Here is a 17937-nt window from a genome sequence, read left to right as displayed (position 1 = left end):
GATGTGCCTGCCTCACGTCAGCAGGGGCGCACGGGCCCCGGCGCGGGGCCGTCCCCAGCGGCCCACCTGCGCAGCCGCTCGGCGGCGGCGTTGCGGACACGGCGGGTGCGGGCGGCGTCGGCCAGCAGGCTGAGGGCCTCGTACGAGGTCAGCGACTGGGCGGCGGTGCGCTGGCACCAGTCGGAGGCGGCGGTGAGGGCGGCGGCGGACCAGGGCTCGCCCCGGGTGATGGCCTTGAGCAGGTTCCACTCGCGCAGCCTGCGCTCCGGGAACTCGCGGCCGGCCAGTACGGGGGTCATGGCCCGGGCCCAGGCGGGGAACGCCTCGTCGGCGAGCAGCCGCGCGGCCCGGCGGTCGAGGTGGGTGACCACCGCGCTCTCGGCCATCACCGGGTCGGGGTCGCGCAGCACGGCGGCGACGACCTCGGCCTCCCCGGCCCGGCCCGCGACGGCGGCCAGGGACTCCAGGTGGCCGGTGTAGCGCCAGTGCTCGGCGGGCCGGGCTCCCCCGGAAGGCTCGACGGGGATCATCGGGCCGCACCTTCCCGGCCCGGTCCCCGGCGGGCCCGGAGACCGCCCCGGGGCGGCTCCCCGGCGGTCGCCGGGCCGACGCCGGGACCGGTCTTCGAGCCGGTCCGCGCGCTGTTCGGCGAGTCGGCCCGCCGGCCGGCCGCGCACGGCCGCTGTCTGTTGCTCCCTCTCCCCATGCCCCCATTCCACACGACCCCCGTGAACGGCCGGTGGTCAGGGTCGCGTCAAAGCTCCTGCCCCGCCTCGTGCCCGGGCTCGGGCAGCGGGGCACCGGTCTCCAGGAGGGTCTTGAGGCTGGAGGCGAGCATCGGCCAGGCCCGGCTGCACATGCCGATCAGCGTGCCGCCGGGTTCGAAGTCCTCGTGGAGGATGGTCAGCCGGGCCAGGGCGTCGCCGACCGGCTCGATCTCGTACGTGACCTTCGTACGCCGCTCCTGGGCCAGTTGGGCCCGCACTTCCTCACCGATCCCGGCCGAGGCCGCCCACTCGGGGGTGAAAGTGTGCCAGGTGTAGGCGAGCCGGCGGTCCGGGACGCAGTCGAGGACCACCTGCGCGGGGTCGCTGGTGCGGTTCCCGCGCTCGACCCAGGCCATCGGCGAGCCCACCGCCCAGTCGGTCTCGAAGCTCAGGCCCCAGTACCGCCGGGTGAGGGCGGGCTCGGTGAGGGCCTGCCAGACCCGGGCGGGATCGGCCTGGATGTACAGGGTGTAGGTGATCGTGCTGTCGCTCATGGCCCCATGCTGCGGGACCGCGCGCCGCGTACGCCGGATTTCGCCGCCCACGGCGGTGATCGCCGGGGCCATGGGCGGCGCCCGTCACCAGCGGGTGCCCTCCGCGGGGAGTTCGGTGGGCGGCGTGCGGGCGGGGGCGGGCAGCGAGAGGTGGCCGCGGGCCGCGTGGACCGCCGCGAGTTCATCGTGGCCGGCCGGGCCCCAGTCGCTGAGCTCGCGGACCTGCTCGGGCGTGGCCAGCAGCCGGGCGTACGCCGGGTCCGCGGCCGCAGGGACCGCCGTGAGGCGGGCCGCGGTGCGGGCATGGGCGGCCCGGGCCCCGTACCGGTAGCCGAGCGGGAGCGCCCCCGAGACGGCTCCCGCCGTCGGGGGCGGGAGGTGGGCGGTGCCCGTGGCGCGGGCGATCAGGAGCAGGACGCGGCCGTCGGGGGCGAAGAGCCAGCCCGACCGGTCCCGGACGGGCAGGTGCGCCGGGACCGGGCCGGGGTGCCAGGCGCCGTGCTGCGGGGTGCGGCGGCTGCGGAGCACGCCGAGCCGGTCGAGGGCGGTGGGCGCGGTGGGGCGGCCGTCCTCCAGGAGCGCGGTGCCGGTGCCGTTGATGCGGGCACGCAGCGCCGACAGGGCGCGGCGGGCGTCGCCCGCGTCCATCAGGGCGGGCAGGTCGGCGGGCTCGGCGAAGTCGATGCCGGTGATCTCCTGGGCAGGCAGCCGGACGGCGTCGATCCGGTCCGGGGTCCAGGTGCCGCCGTCGTAGACGTGCAGGATCTCGCCGGGGAATCGCATCTCGGGCGGGATCCCCGGGGTGTCGGCCGGGATCCAGTCGACGGCCAGGCCGCGCGGGTAGTGGCCGTCGACGCCGAGCTCCTCGCGCATCTCGCGGGCCGCCGCGGCGGAGGGTGCCTCTCCCGCGTCCACCGCTCCGCCGGGCAGCAGCCGGTCGGCGCGGTAGTCGACGCTCTGGACGAGGACGCGGCCGTCGGTGTCGGTGACCAGGACGACGGCCGCGGCCCAGAACCCGGCGCGCGAAGCCCCGTAAGCCTCCGGGGTCATCCACGTTCCGGCCCGCTCCGGCTCGGGCCGGTCACCTCCCGGGCCTTCGCTCACGGCCTCGTCGGTCAGCTGCGGCATCGGAACTCCGTTCACCGTGGGTGGACCCGCCGACTGTGCAACAGCGAGGCCGGTCCCCGGGTTACGGCGCCCTCCCACCCGGTCCGGCCACCCCCGCTTTGCCGCCCCTATACCTCCTTATTACCTGGTTATGCGGTCCTTGATACTTTCCCGGGGCGGACTGGCGGCTCGAAAAACCGCCGGTCCGACCACGTCACCGGATCGAGGAGAGACCCCGCCATGCGACGCGCTTCCCGTACGGGCACCCGTGCGGCCGCCGGCGGAAAGCGGTGGACCGTACCGGGACTGGCGGGCCTGGCCGGTGGCGCCGCGGTCCCTGGCTTCGGCGGGCTGTACGCCGCCGGGCTGGAGAAGGTGCGCGACAGCGTGAAGTGCGACGCGTGAGGCACACGGGGGCGGCCGCGGACACAGCCGCGGGATCGGGCGCGGCGGCGGGCAGGGGAACGGGTGTGGGGACGGGCGCGGGCGAGGCAGCGGGCGTGGGAGCGGAGAAGGGGGCGGGCAGCGGCGGCGGCACGGGCCGGCTGGCCGGGGTCGATGCCGTGCGCGGCCTCGCCGTCCTCGGCATGTTCGCCGTGCACGTCGGACCGGGCCCGCGGCCCGAAGGCGCCGGGTACCTGATGATGGCGGCCGACGGACGCGCCCCGGCCCTCTTCACGCTCCTCGCGGGCCTCTCCCTCGTCCTGGCCCAGCGCGGCCGCGACCCGGCCGCGCAGCCCGGGGGCTGGGCGCTGCGGTACCGTCCGCTGCTGGTCCGCTGCGCCGTCCTGGCCGCGCTCGGCCTGTGGCTGGCCGGGCTGTGGCCCGGGATCCTCGTCATCCTGGCCTTCTTCGCCGTGTACTTCCTCGCCGCCGAGCCGTTCACCCGGATGTCCACCCCCGTGCTGACCGCCGTCGCGGCCGTCTCGGTAGCAGCGGGGCCGGTGCTCTCGTACCTGCTGGGCCCGGTCTTCGGGTACGAGGCGTCCGGGCGGGGCCTGGTCCCCGAGGCCGCCGACCTGACCAGCTGGGCCGGGCTGGGCGACGCGCTGTGCGCGCTCCTGCTGACCGGCGCGTATCCGCTGGCCACCTACTTCCCGTACGTCCTGGCCGGGATGGCTCTGGGCCGGCTGTGCGACGTGCGCCGCCGCGCGGTGGCCCTGCGGATGGCGGTGTGGGGGGCGGTGGCCGCGTTCGTCGGATACGGCTCCGCCTGGGTCGCCACGCACCTGTTCGGCACGCGGGAGCGGCTGCTGGAGGCGATAGCGGTCCACCACCCGGAGGCCATGGCCGCCGCCGACCCCGTGCGCGAGGTGCTGAGCGGGCAGTACGGCGCCGTGCCCAGCACGTCCTGGCACTGGCTGCTCGTGGCGGACCCGTACAGCCAGACGCCCCTGGAGACGCTGGGCAACGCGGGCGTGGGCTGCGCCCTCATCGGGCTGTGCGCGCTGCTCGCGCGGGGCCGGTTCGGTGCGGGGCTGCTGCGCCCGTTCACGCTGCTCGGGGCGATGGCGCTGAGTGCGTACGTCGTCCACGCGCTGGTGCTGGCCGGCCCGGCGCACGGCGCCGCGTCCTGGTCGGCCTGGTTCCTGTTCAGCGGCGCGGCCCTGGTCCTGACCTGGGCGTGGCAGCGGGTCTGGGCCGGCAGTCCGCTGCGCCGCGGGCCGGTGGAGCACGTGCTCCGGCTGGCCACGGCCGCAGCCGGCCGTCCGCCGGCCCGGGCGAAGGAGCCCGTCTGACCGGCCGGCGGCGGCCGTTGCCCGTCAGTCCTCCAGGGCGTCCATCACCTTGCCGAGGTCCACGAACTTGAAGTTGGTGGCGGTGCGGTCCGCGCTCACGGGGGTCTCGTGGCCGTCCTGGACGACGAGGAGACCCCTCGGGTACTTGTTCCCCAGGGGCGCGTTGAGGGCTGCCGCGCCGTCGCACTCCTCGGAGCCGTCGAGCGCGCCGGACGCGGTGATCCGGAAGCCGCCCTCGTACTCGTTGTCGTCGCCGGTCTCCCGGTCGTAAGCCGCGAAGGTGTTGTCGCCCTGGCTCGACGCGAGGAGGTAGCCGTCCCCGTCGGGCTGGGTGACCAGGGTGAGGCCTTCCACGTCGGCGGAGAGGCGGCGGCCGCCGAATCCGGCGTCGGGCCCGGGCACGCACTCCTCGGTCTGCTCGTCGTAGGTGCCGGGCGTGCCGTACTCGCGGACCTTGTCGATCAGTTGCGGCGTGCCGGTGAGGTCGGCCCGCAGCCGCCAGATGCCGATGTCCTCCTGGCCCGCGTAGAGCGTGCCGTCGGCCGGGTCGACCACCATCCCCTCGACCTGGGGCAGCTGGCCCGGTTCGGCGCACGGCGACCAGGTGGCGCCGCCCGGCAGCCGGAAGGCGGCGGGAAGGTCCAGGGTGCGGACCTTGCGGTAGCCGACCGTGCCGGAGCCGGTGGGCACGATTTCCAGCAGCGCGATGGTCGTGGTCTCACGCCGGCTGACGAGGGCGTACGTACGGCCGGTGGCGCGGTCGGTCCAGGTGGCGAGGCCGTAGGCGGTCCGCTGCCCGTTGACCTCGTCCTGGTCGGCGGAGAAGACGGGGCGGGCGGCCGGGTCGGTGACGTCGGTGAGGGGGCCGCCGGGCCGGTCGCGGTCGATGCGGTAGAAGCGCAGCCGGTCGTTGCCGCGGTCGGTGGTCACCGCCAGGTCGGCGCGGCCCGGCGTGAGCCGCATCCCGTGGACGAGGTCCACGTTGTTGAAGCGGCCCGGTGCGTCGCCGGGCGCGGGGCCGGCCGGGGCGGGGACGGACTGGATCTGGTGGGCGTCGAGGTCGTAGACCCGCAGGCCGCCCTCCTTCGCCGTGGCCACGACCAGGCTGCGGCCGGGGTCGGCCGCGTTGCGCCAGATCGCCGGGTCGTCGGCGTCCGCGGTGCCGCCTTCCTCGTCGTCGTACAGGGCGGCGGTCTCGGCCCGGGGGGCGACGGCCGGCAGCGCGGCACCCCGGGACGGGTGGGCCTGCGCGGGCACCGTCGCGGCGAGCGCCGCGAGGGCGGCCAGGGCGGCGATCACGCTCGACCGCCGGATGCGGGAGAGGGGCACGAAGTGGCTCCTTCAGGTCAGGGACGGGACGGATCCGCTGCAGGGGCGGAGCAGGGCAGGGCACGCGGATCGTGACCAGCATCGGCGCGGTTCGTAACCGTCGCGCCAGCGCAACGCCATACCGCCGTGGATTTGGCATGAACACTGCATGACTTGGAGAGCACGGCCGCAGGCCGCACCGTGGCCGCTCAGCCGAAAGGGGCGGCATGCGCGTGCGCGCATGCCGCCCCTCCGGGCTATGAAGCGGTGGTTACCAGACGTGGCGGCGCAGGTTGCTCGCCAGCTTGCTCCAGGTGTTGTTGGCACCCTTCTTGTACATGAATCCGGGGATCCACCTGTCGGCCCACGTCTTGCCGTTCGTATGGCCGTGGACGGTCAGGTAGAACTGCCCGTACCGCTTGCTGTCCGACTTCGGCTTGTTGAGCTCGAAGTGGATGTACGAGTTCTTGCCGTAGACGATGCTCCCCTTGCGCGCGTCGAGCCGCAGGCTGGTGGAACCGATGTAGCCCACCCGCACGTTGAAGTTGATCGAACCGAAGCCCGCTATGGAGTCCCGGAGATCCATCGTCTGGCCGACCCGCGTGATGGACTTCGCGCGGCCCTTCAAGGGGAAGATCTTGCCGAAGTTCCTCATGAAGTGGCTGAAGAAGTCGGACAGGTAGGCCCGGCCCATCCCCAGCTGGAACTTGAAGGTGTAGTCCAGCATGCCCGTGGTGTCACGGCAGTTGACCGGGTCGGCCGAGCAGTAGGCATAGGCGTTGGCGCCGCCCGCCGGGTCGGGGTCGGTGCTCGTGAAACGGCCGGTGTCCGGGTTGTAGAGGCGTACCCCGAGCAGGGTCAGGCCCGAGAGGGTCTCGCCGGAGCGCTGCTTGCCGCCGAGCCAGCCGTACCGGACGGCGGGCTGGCCGGAGCGGGGGTTGCCGTACTCGTCGGTGTCGAGCACCAGCGGTGCCTGCTCCGGGTCCAGGGGGAGCTGGAGGGCGACGTCACCGTGGATGTTCGACAGCTGGAGCACGGTGTCCCCGGCGGCTGAGGTGGTGGCCGAGAACTCGCCCGTCACGGAGTCGACGATGCGGGTGAGTTCGCCGGTGCCGGTGTCCTCCACGATCCAGCGGGGGCTGTCGCCCTCACCGTCGTAGTGGTTGCGCTTGGACTCGACCTGGGTCCACGTACCCTCGCTGTTCGCCTCCACCGTCCAGGACCGGATGCGGTGGTTGGGGTCGAGCGCCCAGGTCTGGCGCTGGTCCGCCGTGGTCTGACGGCGTACGAGGTCGTTGGTGTAGTAGTCGAGCGTGCTGCCGGGCAGCGCGGTGGTCCGGCCGAAGGCGTCGTACGCGGTGCCCGCGTCCGTCAGCCGGTCGGCGCTGTCGTAGGAGTGGGTCCGGACGGTGCCTCCCGTGGTCGGGCAGGCCGCGCCGACGGCGCCGGTGGCCGTGGTGGACGAGGTCCGGTTGGCCCGCTTGTCGTGCGTGTAGGTACGGGTCGTGCAGACGTCGCCCGCCTGGTCCCGGACGGACGTCAGACGGCCGAGGCCGTCGTAGTCGTAGGACTGGCTCGACCAGCCGGAGTGCTGGGTGATCTCGCCGTGGACGGAGCGGGTGACCGTGTCGGTCATGACGGACAGGCCGTCACTGTCCCGGGTGTAGCTCCTGGCGACGACCGCACCCGCGGCATCGTCCCGCTGGGTGAGCGTGTAGCCGCCGGGCAGCTTCTCGGAGGCCACCTGACCGTCGGCGTCGTAGCTGACGCCGAAGGTGCCGGCGACCGAGTCGGTGGCGGAGGTGGCCATGCCGCGCGGCTCGGCGGCGTGGTCGTAGGCGTACGTCACCGCGGACGGCACCGAGTCGCTGATCCGGGTGGGCCGGTCGAGCAGGTCGTACTCCGTCCGCGTGACGCCGCCGTCGGCGTCCGTGTACGCGATGAGACGGCCGAGCTTGTCGTACTCCATGGTGATGGTGCCCGCGGTGGCGGACACGGTCTTCACCGGGTTGCCGGTGTCCGGGTCGTACTCGGTCCGGGTCTCCGGGGTGGCCTCACCGAGACCGCCGGTGACCTTGACGGACTCGACGCGCCCGGCGTTGTCGTAGCTGCTGGTGGTGGTCCGGGACTGGGCGCCGACGGTCTCGGTGACCTTGGTCTCGTGACCCCACCAGTTGTACTCGGAGGTGACCGTCGGCCGCTTCGAGGGGTTCGAACCGCCGCCCGTGATGTCACCGGCCGGGCCGGTCGAGCAGGGCAGGTCGGCCCACTCGGGGCGACCCGAGCACGGGCCGGTGCCGGCCGCGGACCAGTACTGGGTGAGCTGGGTCGTCGCGTCGGTGCCGGTGGCGCCGGGCAGGGTCTCCTTGACCGCGCGGCCCTGGTCGTCGTACTCGGTCAGCGAGGTCAGCGCCTCGCCGTCGGCGTCCTCGACGGCCTGGGTCGGGAGGCCCTTCTTCCAGTCGTACACCTGCTTGGCGCTGCGGGCGTCGGCCATCAGCGTCGGGTGCTCGGGCAGTTGGGCGCCCTCCACCGAGCCGGTGATCTGGTTCTCCACCACGGCGGTCCCGTCGGTGGGGCGGCCCTCGTCGTAGACCGCCTTCGTCCAGTTGCGGGCCGTGACCGTGGTGCCCGCCGCGACGAGGACCGTACTGCCCGACTTCAGGTCGTCGGCCAGCGCGATGCGCCGCAGCGGACCGAGCGTCTCGACGGCGCGCAGGCCCTCGTCGTCGTAGACGGTCCGGGCGGACAGCGCCTCGGCCCGCTCGGCGGTCCCGAGCTTGGCGATGCCCAGCTCGTTCTGCGCGGTGACGTCCGCCGGGGTGAGACCCAGGGCGAGGGACCGGTTCGCCGCGGACAGCGAACGGACGATGTTGCCCTGCTGGTCGTACTCGGTGGTGGTGAGGTGACCGCCGGGAGCGGCGGTGTTGACCTCGCGGCCCGAGGCGTTGGTGTAGACGACCGACGCGCGGCCGTACGAGCCGCTGGTCAGGGCGGCTCCGTCATGGGCGGAGACCGGGGTGTCCGGCGGGAGCACGGCCGTGGCGTCGGTGGGGGCGTCGGCCTGTCCCCAGGCGGCGACGTCGGCCGCGCCCATGGCGTACGGGGCCTTCGCGCCGTTCAGCGGCACGTCGTAGACCACGTACTGGGTGGACGCGTCCTCCTCGACGTCCTTGGTGCCCCGCTTCAGGCCGGGCCGGGAGAGCTTCAGGAGCATGCCCTCACCGGCGGCGGAGCTGTTGCCCGCCTTGCCGTAGGTGAAGTTCCAGGCCAGCTCGTTCTGGGCGTGCAGCCAGAAGACCCGGCCCGCGCTGTCGTACGAGTACTGGTTCTGGCTGCCCTGCGACAGGTTGGGGTTCCAGACCTGGCGCAGCCGTCCGGCGGCGTCGAAGCGGTACGAGGCGACCGGCCGGGCGGTGGCGTTCGCCGCGCCGGGCTCGGTGGACCACTGGCGGATCTCCTTCACCTGGCCGGTGAAGTCGCCGAACTCGGCCGCGGCGCTGTGCCCGGTGGCCGTGGTCGTCGTGGCGTACACGAACTCCAGGGCGCGGCAGCCCTTGGTGGCGGGTGCGGCCATGCAGGTCTCGGCGGAGGCCGCCGAGGTCGAGGCGACGATGCGCTGCGGGCGGACGAGCTTCTTCCCGTCCACCGTCACGGCCTCGGAGACCACCTGGGTGGAGCCGGTCAGGCCCTCCTGCTGGACCGCGCTCGCCTGCCAGGCGGGCAGGCCGGGATCGGCCTTCGTGAAGGTCGTGACCTTGCCGGCGGTGTCCCGGAGGGTGAAGGAGCCGGTCGTCGAACCGGTCAGCCTCAGTTCCTCTGCGCCCGGCTCGGGCCGCCAGCCGCCACCCGAGGTGGCGTTGAAGCCGAGCTCCAGGCCGTTGGTGCCGACCAGGGCGACGGAGGTCTCGGAGGTCTTCTTCAGCAGCGACCAGGAGTCCTTCTCGTCGAGGACGGTGTCCGAGCGCCAGCCGGGGCCGAAGATCGCGACGGTCCCGGAGGGCGCGTCGTTGCGGCCCCGTGAGGTGGAGGTGCGGGCGACGCTCATGCCGAACGCCGAGGCGTCGGTGGCGGAGAGGATGTAGTCGCCGGTGAGCGTGTTGAGGACGCCGGGGCCGAGCTGCTGGGTCGGCGCGGTACCCGCGTTGCGGTCGACGGTGACCGTGTGGCCGGGCGAGTACGAGGTGGTCAGCCCCGAGGTGAAGCCGGCCCTGATCTCGATCGGGCCGTCCTCGGCGAGGCTGTCGACGACGTTCCACGTCAGCGGAGCCGGCTTGCCCTGCGGTGCGGCGGCCGGCCAGGCCGTCAGGGTGACACCGAGCGAGGTGCGGACGTCCCCTGCGGGAACGTTCTTCCAGGTGTCGGTCTCACCGCGCCGGTACTGGTACGTCACCCCGGTGAAGGTGCTGCGCCCCTCGGCGGACAGGGTCAGCCGGCGTGCGGGCCGGTCGCCGTCCTGCGGGGCGAGCAGGGCCGAACCGCCACTGCCCGCGCTGAAGACGTACTTGGCCTCGGTGGAGGTGTTGCCCGCCGCGTCCTTGGACCGGACCGCGAGGGTGTGCTCGCCCGCGGGGAAGGTGAGCTTCGCGGTGACCGGGGAGCCCGTGGTGGCCAGGGTGGTCCAGCCGCCGTTGTCGAGGCGGTACTGGACACCCGTGGCGCCGGTGGCGGGCGGGGTCAGTGTGAAGGTGCCGGTGAACTTGCCCTCGGCGTCGGGGGTTCCGGACCAGACGCCGGCCGGGAAGTCGGCCGAGTTCACGCCGGGGGCGGTGGGCGCGGTGGTGTCGACGGTGAAGTTCTGCCACGGCGACCAGGCGCCGTTCCAGGTCGCGCCGTCGTACACCGCGGCCCGCCACTTGTAGGCGCCCTGCGCGAGCGCGGCGCCCGGCGTCCACGGCGCGCCCGCGCCGGAGGCCACGAAGGCCGACTTGCCGGTCTGCAGGGCGGCGGTGCCGGTGGAGGTCCAGATCTCGTAGGAGAGCTGGACGGTGTTCCCGTCGGCGTCGGTGGCCTTGCCGGTCAGGGTGGGGGTGGTGTCGTTGGTGGCGGCGCCCGTGAGCGGCGACATGGGGACGGCCTGGCCCGGCTTGGTGTTGTACGTCACCGACATGTACGGGGTGTTGGTGGCCGCGTTGCCGGAGTTGAACTTCTTCCAGCCGAACGGGTCGCCCTCGTCGGCCGCCCGGATGCCGAGGCTGTTGACGGAGTTGCCGTTGCCGGCCCACGCCTGGGCGAGGGTCTTGATGTCGGCGCTGACCCAGCCGTCGGCGCAGCCCGAGGAGTGCCCCTTGGTCGCGGTCGGGGAGGCCCACTTCTTGTTCCAGCCCGGCTGGGCGGTCCAGCGGCTGGAGGTGGACGGCACACCGGTGTCCCAGACCTCCCAGCCCTTCGCCGTGCACGACCAGGAGTGGAAGTTCCACAGGCTCAGGCTGGCGGAGAGGATCTGCTTGCCGCTGATCTTCGCCATGGGGAAGCTCAGGAACGAGCGGGCGACCTGGCCGGAGCCGTTGTTGCCGAGCTTGAGCTCGGTGGCCGCCGACTGGTCGGTCGCGTAGCCCTGCTGGACGAAGGTGTCGAAGCTCGCGCCGAGGTTCACCGCCGGGTCGACGGTGACCGGGAACTTCGTCTTCGGGTCCTTGAGGAAGGCGGCGTCCGGAGTCAGCGTCAGGTCGACCTGGTCGCCGCGCTGGAGGACGGAGATGCCGACGTCCGCCCGGCGGGTGTGCTCGCCGGAACGCGCATCGACCGAGGCGTCCCACATGACCGGGGCGGGCAGTCCGCCCGCCTCACGGCCCGTCTTGGGATCGATGAAGGTGACCGAGCGGTCCTTGTTGGCCCGGACCTCGAGGCCCTTGGCCTCCAGGGTGAGGGTGACCGTCCCGGTGGCGGCGACCGCCTGACGGTCCTTCAGCTCCAGGTACTGCTCGAAGCCGGTACGCGTCGACTCGATGAGCAGGTCGGTCGAGGCGAGGACGTCGGGGTAGCGGGCCACGGTGTCCTGGAGGACCGGCTGCGGCAGCGCACCGCGCCAGGACAGGGCCATGGTCTTGCCCTGCCGGTCGTCGAGCGACACCAGCGGTACGGGGGTGGCGCCCGGATCCGGGGCGCCCGCGGCGGGGGCCGCGGCGCGGCCGTCCGCCGGCGCCGCGCCGACGCGGGCCTTGCTCTCCGTACGGCCGGCCAGCTTCAGGCCGAGCGGATGGGCCTTCGCCCCGACCGATCCGTCGCCGTGCCGGGTCAGGCCGATGTCGACCGACTTCCAGCTGCCCGCGGTGTCGCGGAAGCGCACCGGGCCGGACGCGGCCTCGGTCGTGACGGTGCCATCGGGGTTCGCCCAGGTGGTCGTGGACTCATCGCGTTCCGACAGCGCCTCCACGCGCCGTCCGGCGAGTTTGGCGGCGACCTGCGCGGAGGCCAGATCGGCGGCCTCCGTGACGGCGGGCTTCGCCGGCGGGGTGGGCTTCGGCGTCGCGGCGACGGCTTCCATGGTGGAGGCGGCCATCAGGACGGCGAGCGCCGCCCCCGTGATGCGCACTCGGGTGCCTCCGCGGGGGCGGTCGCGTCTCGTCCTGCGGGACGAGAGGTAACGGCTTTGGGATATCAAGAGCCTTCATCCTTCTGAGTGTTGGATGAGAAGAAAATATGTGCGGCCTGTGCGGGCTCTTCGCCCTTCCATCCCAAAGCGGACACACTTTCGGCATCGTTAGGTGATCTTTATCTGGGGCGCTGCGGAGCTCACTCGTCCGCGTGACGCGGGGAGTTCGGGCGGGCACGCGTACGGCAGAGTGGTCGGATGCAGTCGCGCCGGGCGCTCCCCCTGTCCCTGACCCTCGCCGTGCTCGTCCTGGCCACCGGATGTGTCACCGTGCGGCCCGCGGCCGCGCCGGACGCGCCCGGCCGCGCACCCGCGGCGGCCCCTGCGGCTCCCCCGCGCGCGCACCCTCAACAGCCGCCTTCCGCCCTGCCGTTGAGCAGCCTGCCCGGGGCTCCCGCGCCGGAGCCGGTGGCCGAGGCCCCGGCGGAACGGGCGGCGCGGGTGGCGCGGGCGAAGCCGGGTTCGACGGCGGCTACCGAGGCGGAGGAGGCGGTGCGGCCCGCCCCCGCCCGGCCGCACCGCCCGCGGCGCGACGCCTCCGCCGACCGGGCCCGGCCCCCGCGACCCGCCCCGGCGCCCCGCCGGGCCCGCTCCGCCGAACCGGCCAAGTCCCGCCAACGGCCGCCCGCGGCGCCGAAGTCCCCGCCCGCGCCGCAGCGTACGTACGACATGGCACCCCTGTGCGAGGCGGCCAAGGGCACGGTCTCGCCCTCCATCGTGGCCCTGTGCCGTTAGGGGGTGTCCGTGGATCAGGGCCGGAACCGGACCCGTCATACCCCCGCGACGCGGCCGAATCCGGGGTTAATGGGTGGATCGGCCCGCAGCGCATACCTAGAGTGACGGCACACCCCCGTCGTCGACCAGGAGCGGACCCATGCGCACGCACTATCCCCGTACGCCCCACCTGCCCTGGTCCCCGGGGGCGACCGCGGACGACGTGCGGGCCGACGGGTTCGCCGGACTGGCCGGTCGCGAGGTCGTGGTGACCGAGAAGCTCGACGGGGAGAACACCACGCTCTACCGGGACGGGCTGCACGCGCGCTCCCTGGACTCCGCACACCATCCCTCGCGGGCCTGGGTCAAGGGGCTCCAGGGGCGGATCGCCTCCGGCATCCCGGAGGGCCGGCGGGTGTGCGGGGAGAACATGTACGCCCGGCACTCGCTGGCCTACGAGGAACTGGACAGCTGGTTCTACGGGTTCTCGGTGTGGGACGGGGAGCACTGCCTGGACTGGGACCACGGCGTACGGTTCCTGCGGGGCCTCGGGATACCCACCCCGCCCGTGCTGTGGCGCGGCGTCTTCGACGAGCGGGCGCTGCGCAGGCTCAAGCTCGACACCTCGCGCCAGGAGGGGTACGTCGTACGGACGGTCGCGGGCTTCGCACGGGCGGACTTCGGCCGGTGCGTGGCGAAGTGGGTGCGCACCGGTCATGTGCGCACCAGTACGCACTGGATGTTCGCGCCGGTGGTGCCGAACGGGCTGGGGCCCGCCGCTCCGTTGTGGGCGGTCCGGTCGGGGGCCGAACCCGATGTGGCGGCCCTGTCCGCGGCCGTGGGTGCGCCCGCCGCGGACCAGGCCGACACGGACCAGGCCGACACGGCTCAGGCCGGCTCCGGCCCGGCCGACGTGGCCGGCGCGCGGGCCGCCGGGGAGATCGCGGCCGCGGTGGCCGAGACCGCCGCCCGGATCGACGCCTTGGGGCGCACCGGGGAGGCCCGGCTGGCCGGAGTACTGGCCGCGCTGCTGCACCGTACGCCGCGCGCCCGGATCGCGGCGCGGCCGACGGCGGGACCGGCGGCGGGGCTGCTGGGGACGGGGCTCGCGCGGCGGGTGGCCGACCTGGTCGGGCTGTACGGGCTGCTCCAGCGGCCGTTCCCGGACGCCGAGCGGCGGACCGGGCTGGTCCGGATGGCCGCCGCGGCGGACCTCGGGCTGCTGCACTCGCTCGCCGGGGCGCTGGCGCCCGGCGGGGACGCCGACGGCGCGGCGGCGCGGGAGTGCGTCGAGTGGTCCGCGCTGTGTGCCGAGGAGGCGGGGCTGCTCGGACCGGACCCGCTGGGCTTCCTGCGCGCCGGGCTGCGCGAAGCCCTCGCCGGGCTCGGCCCGGAAGCCGCCGACCGCTGCTGGGCCGAGGCCCGGCACGCCTTCGCGCAGGGCAGGATCAGCACCGCCGAGGAGGCGGTGGCGGCCACCTGGCGGTGGCGCGAGGGGGACTTCCCCCGGCTGGTCCAGCTGTGCGGGCCCTCGGGCAGCGGCAAGAGCACCTTCGGCCGCGGACTGCCCGGTGTGGACGCCTGCATCAGCCTCGACGATCTGCGCACGGCGCGGGGTTCCCGCTCCGATCAGGGGGCCAACGCGGACGTGCTGCGGGAGGGTCTGGACCGGCTGGACGCCGCCCTGGCCCGCGGTGGCACGGTGGTGTGGGACGCCACCTCGCTCAACGACCAGCAGCGCGGCCTGGCCGGTTCGGTCGCACGGCGCCGCGACGCGCTGGTCACCCACGCCGTGGTGCTGACCGACGAGGCGGAGCTGCTGCGCCGCAACGCGGTACGGGCCCATCCGGTGCCGCCGCAGGTACTGGCCTCGCAGCTGCGCCGGTTCAGCCCGCCCTATCCGGGCCAGGCGCACCGTACGTGGTACGTCGGCGCGGCCGGGACCGTCGAGGACACCGCGGGCAGCCTGGCCGAGAGCGACGGGGAGTACTGATGCGCACCAGCGAGGAGCTCTACCACCAGGTGCGCTGGGACCCCCGGTTCGACCCGTCGCGGTTCGTGCTCGGGCTGCTCCAGCGCGGGGCCGCGCCCAAGCGGGTCCCGCTGCCGTCCTTCGTGCCCGGCGGGGACATCCCCTGGCACCGGGTGCTGTTCGTCGAGGCGGACGGGGAGCTGGTGTGGGACCGGGCGACGGGCGTCGACCGGGTCGGTGTCGGCGGGGCCGGGCGGATGCGCGATCCGCGCCTGCTGCGGTCGCCGTTCTTCACGGCCCGGACCCCTCACGTCTGGGACCCGGCGGGCGGCTCCTGGCGGCCCGCCGAGGCCGCGCCCGCGCCCGCGGCCGGGCTCACGGCCCCGGACCGGGTGCGGCTGCTCACCTGGAACACCCTCTGGGACCGCTACGACGCCCCGCGCATCGCCACCGCCCGGCGCAGGCCGATGCTGCTGGCCGAACTGGCGGCCGCCGACGCCGATGTCATCGCCCTCCAGGAGGTCGAGCCCGAGCTGCTGGGCATGCTGCTGGCCGAGCCGTGGGTGCGGGCCGGGTACACCGTGGCCGCGGACCCGGCCGGCCGGGACGTCGCCGCGTACGGGCTGCTGGTGCTGAGCCGACTGCCGGTGCGGGAGGCAGGGCTGCTCGTACTCGCCCGGCACAAGGCGGTCGCCGCCGTGACGGTGGACACCGCGGCCGGGGCGCTGGTCGTCGCCGCCACCCACCTGACCAGCGACCACTCGCAGAACGGGGAGGGCCGCAGGGCTGCCGAACTGGCCCTGATCGCCGAGGGGCTGGGCGGCGTCGAAGCCGGTGTGGCACTGCTCGGCGACTTCAACGACGGCCGGACCGGGGACGCCGGGCCCGCAGCCGTGCTGGGGCTGCGCGATGCCTGGAGCGATGTGCACGGGGCTGCCGACGCGACGCCCACCTTCGACCCGGCGGCCAATCCGCTGGCCGCGGTCGCCTCGCTGACGGGGCGGTCCGCGCGGCTGGACCGGATCCTGCTGCGGGCGGCGGGGGCGCGGGTGACCCGGGCGGCGCTGCGCGGCGACTCCCCCGGCCCGGAAGGGCTGTTCGTCTCCGACCACTTCGGGGTGGAGGCGACGGTGGAGTTCGGGGCGCTCGGCGACGGGCCCGCGCGGCTCGGCCTGCCGGCGACCGCGCGGACGGCGGTGGCCTGGCTCCCGCCGCACGACCCGGTGGTCGAGGAGCTGCGCGCGGAGCACGATCCGCAGGCCGGGCGCTGGCCCGCGCACGTCAGCCTGCTCTTCGGGTTCGTGCCGGAGTCCTCCTTCGACGAGGCGTTGCCGCTGCTGGCCGAAGTGGCCGCCGGGACCTCGCCGTTCACCGCCCGTCTGGAGGGGGTGCACAGCTACGGGCACCGGGAGGACGCCACGCTCTGGACGGATCCGGCGGCCTCGGGCGACACGCCGTGGCAGGAGCTCCGGGCCGCGCTGGTGGAACGGTTCCCGGGATGCCGGGGCCGGGCGGACGGGTACACCCCGCACCTGACGCTGGGGCGCGTCCAGGACGCGCAGCGGGCCGCCGGCGCGTTCGCGGCGAGGCTCGGCGGGGGCCGCTCCGCGCGGGTCGGGGAGTTGGCGGTGCTCTCGCGGCGCGGGGACGGGCCGATGCGGATCCGGGCCACGGTGGCCCTGGGGACGGGCGAGGTGCGGTGGGTCCCGGAGCCCGTGGACCAGGACGGGGCCGCGGACCAGGACCGGGCCGTGGACCGCGGGGACGCCGACGGCGACGCCGCCGGGTCGGTCGCGGCTCGGGTCGCGGCGGCTCTCCCGGACGGGGTGGTTCAGGTGGCCGGTTCCCGGCGGATGGGCTGCGCCCTGCCGGGGGCGGACCTGGACCTGGTGGCCGTCCTGCCGGGTTCGGCGGGGCTCACCGGAGTACGGGAGCGGGTGGCGGCGGCGTTCGGCGGGGCGGAGCGGATGCGGGAGGTGACGGGCGCGCGGGTGCCGGGGCTGCGGCTGCGCGTCGGCGCGCTGGACGTGGACCTGGTGGTGGTCGCGGCCGGAGCGCTGGACCCCGCGGGGGCGGTGGCCCGGCGGTCGGAGCTGGGCGCGGCGGCGGCCGTCGCGCTGAGCGCGCTGAGCGACGCCGATGCCGTACGGAGCTCCGTGCACGGGCAGTTCGCCGCGTGGGCCCGGCTGGCGCGGGAGGTGAAGGCGTGGGCGCGCGCCCGGGGGCTGGACTCGGCTCCGTTCGGCGGGCTGCCGGGCATCGCCTGGGCGGTGCTCGCGGCGCGCACCGTACGCGCGGCGGGGCCGAGGGAACCCGGGGCCCTGCTGCGGGAGTTCTTCGGCATGTGGGCGGCGTGGGACTGGCGGGACCCGGTCGCCCTGTACCCCGGGACGCCGGACGGTTCGCGGGCACCGGAAGGCTCCGGGGCCGCGGGAGCCGCCGCACCCGGGCCGGACCCGGTGACCGTGCTGACCCCCACGGAGCCGGTGCGCAGCTGCACGGCCCAGGTGGGCCCCGGCCTGCGCGACCTGCTGGTGCGGGAGCTGTACCGGGCCTGGGAGCTGCTGGAGGCGGATCCCGGCGCGTTCGGCGAGGTCCTGGCGGCGCCGCCGCTGCACCGGCGGCACGCCGCCTGGGCGGTGGTGACCGTACGGGCGGGCGCGGAGCGGGAGTTCGAGGAGGTGCTGGGCCGGGTGCGCGGACGGCTGCGGGCGCTGCTCGGGGCTCTGGCGGAGGCGGGCGCCGCCGACGCCCACGCCTGGCCGCGTCCGTTCGGGACGGGCCCCGCCCTGGCCCGCTTCGCGATCGGCCTCGGCGCGACGCCGCCGGACGCGGCACGGCTCTCCGGCCTGGTCGCGCCCTGGTCCTCCGGGCTGCCGGGGGTCGAGGTGGCCTGGGTCGCGGGTGCGGACGTACCGGACCTGTACTGATCGCGGACGCCCTCCCCCTGGCACCGTTCTGACGACGAGTAACGAACGCACGGCAGCTTGGAGGCCGGGGACGGGGACACTTCCCGAACCCGTCCTGGGCTCCGTCCCGCTCGGTGGGCGCGGTGGGGCGGAGCGGTCAGGAGCCTCAGTAGAGACTGGCCGGGTTTTTTCGTCAACACTTTTCACAAGGATTGAAGAAACCTCGAGTTCACGGGCCTGATGGGTCATTGACAGGCCATTTGGCCTTCAGTTCATGAACGCGCGAACCCTTGACGGCCACCGTGGCGGGCAGTTCACTCACGCTTCGGTCC

10 protein-coding genes are annotated in these 17937 nt (G+C 74.7%); 5 read left to right on the top strand and 5 right to left on the bottom strand.

The features are described 5' to 3' along the window. Nucleotides 1-17 precede the first annotated feature (17 nt). The 3 genes from OG447_RS22050 to OG447_RS22040 all read right to left on the bottom strand — a co-directional run bounded on the left by OG447_RS22050 (nt 18) and on the right by OG447_RS22040 (nt 2389). Entirely contained in the window at nt 18-530 is a 513-nt protein-coding gene (locus OG447_RS22050; protein ID WP_266938583.1) for a hypothetical protein, read from the bottom strand. Between the two features lie 224 nt (nt 531-754). Beyond that, nucleotides 755-1261 carry an SRPBCC family protein gene (locus OG447_RS22045; RefSeq protein WP_266938582.1) on the bottom strand — a complete coding sequence of 169 codons (507 nt, stop codon included), beginning with the start codon at nt 1259-1261 and terminating at the stop codon, nt 755-757. Between the two features lie 84 nt (nt 1262-1345). Continuing rightward, a complete protein-coding gene (locus OG447_RS22040) occupies nt 1346-2389 on the bottom strand; it encodes an NUDIX hydrolase (protein WP_266938581.1) in 1044 nt (347 codons plus the stop codon). Nucleotides 2390-2608: 219 nt separating this feature from the next. Here OG447_RS22040 and OG447_RS22035 point away from each other — a divergent pair, with 219 nt between their 5' ends. Then, nucleotides 2609-2773, top strand: coding sequence for a hypothetical protein (locus OG447_RS22035; protein WP_266938580.1), 165 nt, complete (start codon nt 2609-2611; stop codon nt 2771-2773). Between the two features lie 95 nt (nt 2774-2868). Beyond that, nucleotides 2869-4107, top strand: a complete 1239-nt coding sequence (locus tag OG447_RS22030) for a DUF418 domain-containing protein (RefSeq protein ID WP_266938579.1) — start codon at nt 2869-2871, stop codon at nt 4105-4107. A gap of 24 nt (nt 4108-4131) precedes the next feature. On the opposite strand, the gene OG447_RS22025 is transcribed toward OG447_RS22030, so the two are convergent. Continuing rightward, nucleotides 4132-5436, bottom strand: coding sequence for a phytase (locus tag OG447_RS22025; RefSeq protein WP_266938578.1), 1305 nt, complete (start codon nt 5434-5436; stop codon nt 4132-4134). Between the two features lie 250 nt (nt 5437-5686). Beyond that, entirely contained in the window at nt 5687-11950 is a 6264-nt protein-coding gene (locus OG447_RS22020) for a DNRLRE domain-containing protein (protein WP_266938577.1), read from the bottom strand. Nucleotides 11951-12208: 258 nt separating this feature from the next. On the opposite strand from OG447_RS22020, the gene OG447_RS22015 reads away from it, so the two are divergent. From OG447_RS22015 to OG447_RS22005, 3 genes are all read left to right on the top strand, one after another. Next, the gene (locus OG447_RS22015) at nt 12209-12745 is read left to right on the top strand and encodes a hypothetical protein (RefSeq protein ID WP_266938576.1); all 537 of its coding nucleotides are present in this window, start codon (nt 12209-12211) and stop codon (nt 12743-12745) included. A 139-nt stretch (nt 12746-12884) separates the two neighbouring features. Continuing rightward, the gene (locus OG447_RS22010; protein ID WP_266938575.1) at nt 12885-14717 is read left to right on the top strand and encodes an RNA ligase family protein; all 1833 of its coding nucleotides are present in this window, start codon (nt 12885-12887) and stop codon (nt 14715-14717) included. Continuing rightward, nucleotides 14717-17626 carry a poly(A) polymerase gene (locus OG447_RS22005; RefSeq protein WP_266938574.1) on the top strand — a complete coding sequence of 970 codons (2910 nt, stop codon included), beginning with the start codon at nt 14717-14719 and terminating at the stop codon, nt 17624-17626. Before OG447_RS22010 ends, OG447_RS22005 begins: the two co-directional genes overlap by 1 nt. The last annotated feature ends 311 nt before the right edge of the window (nt 17627-17937 follow it).

This window comes from Streptomyces sp. NBC_01408, assembly GCF_026340255.1.
GTDB lineage: Bacteria > Actinomycetota > Actinomycetes > Streptomycetales > Streptomycetaceae > Streptomyces.
This window is presented reverse-complemented; position numbering and strand designations above follow the sequence as displayed.

Bases quoted from the DNA above. Each gene is read 5' to 3' on its own strand.
- OG447_RS22045 (WP_266938582.1), bottom strand. From the start codon at position 1,261: ATGAGCGACAGCACGATCACCTACACCCTGTACATCCAGGCCGATCCC.
- OG447_RS22050 (WP_266938583.1), bottom strand. From the start codon at position 530: ATGATCCCCGTCGAGCCTTCCGGGGGAGCCCGGCCCGCCGAGCACTGG.
- OG447_RS22010 (WP_266938575.1), top strand. From the start codon at position 12,885: ATGCGCACGCACTATCCCCGTACGCCCCACCTGCCCTGGTCCCCGGGG.
- OG447_RS22005 (WP_266938574.1), top strand. From the start codon at position 14,717: ATGCGCACCAGCGAGGAGCTCTACCACCAGGTGCGCTGGGACCCCCGG.
- OG447_RS22040 (WP_266938581.1), bottom strand. From the start codon at position 2,389: ATGCCGCAGCTGACCGACGAGGCCGTGAGCGAAGGCCCGGGAGGTGAC.
- OG447_RS22035 (WP_266938580.1), top strand. From the start codon at position 2,609: ATGCGACGCGCTTCCCGTACGGGCACCCGTGCGGCCGCCGGCGGAAAG.
- OG447_RS22015 (WP_266938576.1), top strand. From the start codon at position 12,209: ATGCAGTCGCGCCGGGCGCTCCCCCTGTCCCTGACCCTCGCCGTGCTC.